Origin of the sequence: Clavibacter lycopersici (assembly GCF_003576405.1) — a bacterium.
Classification (GTDB): Bacteria; Actinomycetota; Actinomycetes; order Actinomycetales; family Microbacteriaceae; genus Clavibacter; species Clavibacter lycopersici.
The window spans coordinates 1-2,236 of record NZ_QWGT01000335.1 but is presented as its reverse complement, the minus strand read 5'-3'; the positions used below and the strand labels follow the sequence as shown (position 1 = coordinate 2,236).

Below are 2,236 nucleotides of genomic sequence, written 5' to 3'. Positions count from 1 at the left end.
GCGCTGGTCACGTGGCGAGCGTACCGATGCCCGGGCGCGGCGACCGCCCGCGGAGCGCTCGCCGGCGCGCGGCGGATCAGCGGACGAGGTCGCCGAACGGCTCGGGCGGCGGCGGCAGCTGGCCCGCGGCCAGGAGCACCGCCTCCTCGAGGGAGTCGGCGAGGTCCTCCCACCGGTCGTCGCACGCATCGCAGCCGCACTGCGGGAACGCCTCGGACGTCCTCCGGCCCGCGTGCAGCAGCACGCCCGGGAACGCCGTGTACTCCAGCGTGAGCGTCCGGCCGTTCCCGTCCCGCGGCGCGAGCCGGACGGAGCGGACGGCGTCGGGATGCGGGTCCGCGAGGGACGGATCCGCACCCTCCACGGTCGTCACCTCGTGCGTCGCCGCGAGGTGCGCCACGAGGGCGTCGGCCACGGCGTGCAGCGGCGCGAAGCGCTCGAGGTGCGACGTGCGCGTGTAGGCGTCCTCGGCCGGGGTGCCGGTGTCGTCCCAGCGCGATCCGTAGGGGATGCCGTCGTCCGCGATCGCGGGCGGGGCGTCGATCGCGGGGCGGACGTAGGCGGGCATCCCCGGAGGCTAGCTGCCGCCCGCCCGGAGGCGCATGCCCCCGAACGGCCGACGGCGGCGGACGTCCCTCGACGGACGGATCCGCCTAGCGGGGCAGCGCGTTCCCGTCCGCGTCGAGGTGGTCGCGCCAGCTGCGCTTCGGCTCCCAGCCGAGGAGGCGGCGCGCCTTCGCGGTCGAGATGCCCGAGGAGTCCACGCGCTCGATCGCGCGCAGCTCGATGGCGTCGCCGTAGTGCCGCTTCAGCTCCGCCGCGAAGTCGTGGCCGCCCGCGTTGTCGGCGGCCGCGATGTAGAACACCTCGTGGCCGGGCAGGTCGGAGGCGACGGAGAGCACGATCGCGTCGGCCAGGTCGTCCGCGTCGATGTAGCTCCAGAGGTTCGCGGTGAGCACGCTCGCGTCGCGCACCTGCTTGCCGAGGTTCGACGCGTAGTTGTCGTCGTTGTGCACGGTGCTCGGGCGGAGCGAGATCACGCGGATGTCGGAGCGGCGCACGGCCGCGTCCATCAGCTGCTCGCCGAACGCCTTCGAGAGGGCGTACGGATCCTGCGGGTGGAGCGGGTGCTCCTCGTCCACGGGCGCGTAGTCCGGCAGGAACGGCCGCTCCGGGAAGAAGTTGCCGACGATGCTCTCGCTCGAGATGTTCACGAAGCGCGGCACCCCGAAGCGCACGGCGGCCTCGATGAGGTGGAACGTCGACATGAGGTTCGTCTGCAGCACGACGTGCGCGGGGTTGCCGGTGGGCTGCGGGATCGCGGCGACGTGGACGACCGCGTCCATCCCGGCGACGACCGCGAAAGCGTCGCCCTGGTCGGTGAGGTCGGCCATCACGTAGCGGCCGGGGACCACGACGCCGGCGTCGAAGACGGGACGGACGAGGTCGACGCCCGTGACGTCGTGCCCGGCGGCGACGAGCGCCTCGACGGCGGCGCGGCCGACCTTGCCGCGGGATCCGGTGACGAGGACCTTCACGACGCGGCCCCGTCCTGGGGAGCGTCGGCCGGTGCCTTCATCACGACGGGCGTGAACGGGTCGTCCTCGAGCCGCTCGGCGAACCACGTCTCGTCGACGTAGCCCTCCGACCACAGCTTCAGCGGCGTCGCGACGGTGGGCGTGAACAGCTCCCACCGGGTCCAGAGGCGGGCCTCCTCGGTCATCATGCGGCCGACCTCGCGGGTCCAGCGGACGACGACGTGGTCGGCGGGCAGCAGGCGCTCGAACGCGGCCTGCGCCTCGGCGAGGCGGGCGGACCTCGTGCCGTCGCCCGACACCTGCTCGGCGCTCAGGGCGAGCACCAGCGTCCAGGTCGTGCTCTGCAGCTCGGGGTCGCGGGGCGCGACGGCGGCGTCGGCTCCCGTCGTGACGGGGGTGGTGTCGTGGCTCATGCGGCGTCGCGCTCCTCGTGTCGATCGAGTCTGTCACGCGGTGTGGCGCGCGTCCGGGGCGCGGAGGTGCGCCGGGACGCTCGATCCGCCGTCGCCCCGCGGATTTCCTCAGGCACGGAAACGAAAGTGGATGGTGTTGTCCGCCCATATTTCGGTTACCGTCGAAAGGTCCGCGCTCCACCGACCTCGACGAGGCCCGCCATCTCCCGCACCGCACGCACCTCCCGCCCCGCCGTCCGGCGCCCGCGGAACGCGACCGCGCCGCGCGTCCGACTGGCCGCCGTG

3 protein-coding genes are annotated in these 2,236 nt (G+C 73.9%); all 3 read right to left on the bottom strand.

The genetic code is table 11. The features are described from left to right. Positions 1-76 precede the first annotated feature (76 nt). The 3 genes from DZG00_RS14735 to DZG00_RS14725 all read right to left on the bottom strand — a co-directional run bounded on the left by DZG00_RS14735 (position 77) and on the right by DZG00_RS14725 (position 1,951). A complete protein-coding gene (locus tag DZG00_RS14735) occupies positions 77-568 on the bottom strand; it encodes a DUF6226 family protein (RefSeq protein WP_119383132.1) in 492 nt (163 codons plus the stop codon). 85 nt (positions 569-653) lie between these two features. Next, a complete protein-coding gene (locus DZG00_RS14730; protein WP_086515285.1) occupies positions 654-1,538 on the bottom strand; it encodes an NAD-dependent epimerase/dehydratase family protein in 885 nt (294 codons plus the stop codon). Next, entirely contained in the window at positions 1,535-1,951 is a 417-nt protein-coding gene (locus tag DZG00_RS14725) for a hypothetical protein (RefSeq protein ID WP_119455783.1), read from the bottom strand. The genes DZG00_RS14730 and DZG00_RS14725 overlap by 4 nt, the downstream gene beginning before the upstream one ends. Between the last annotated feature and the right edge of the window lie 285 nt (positions 1,952-2,236).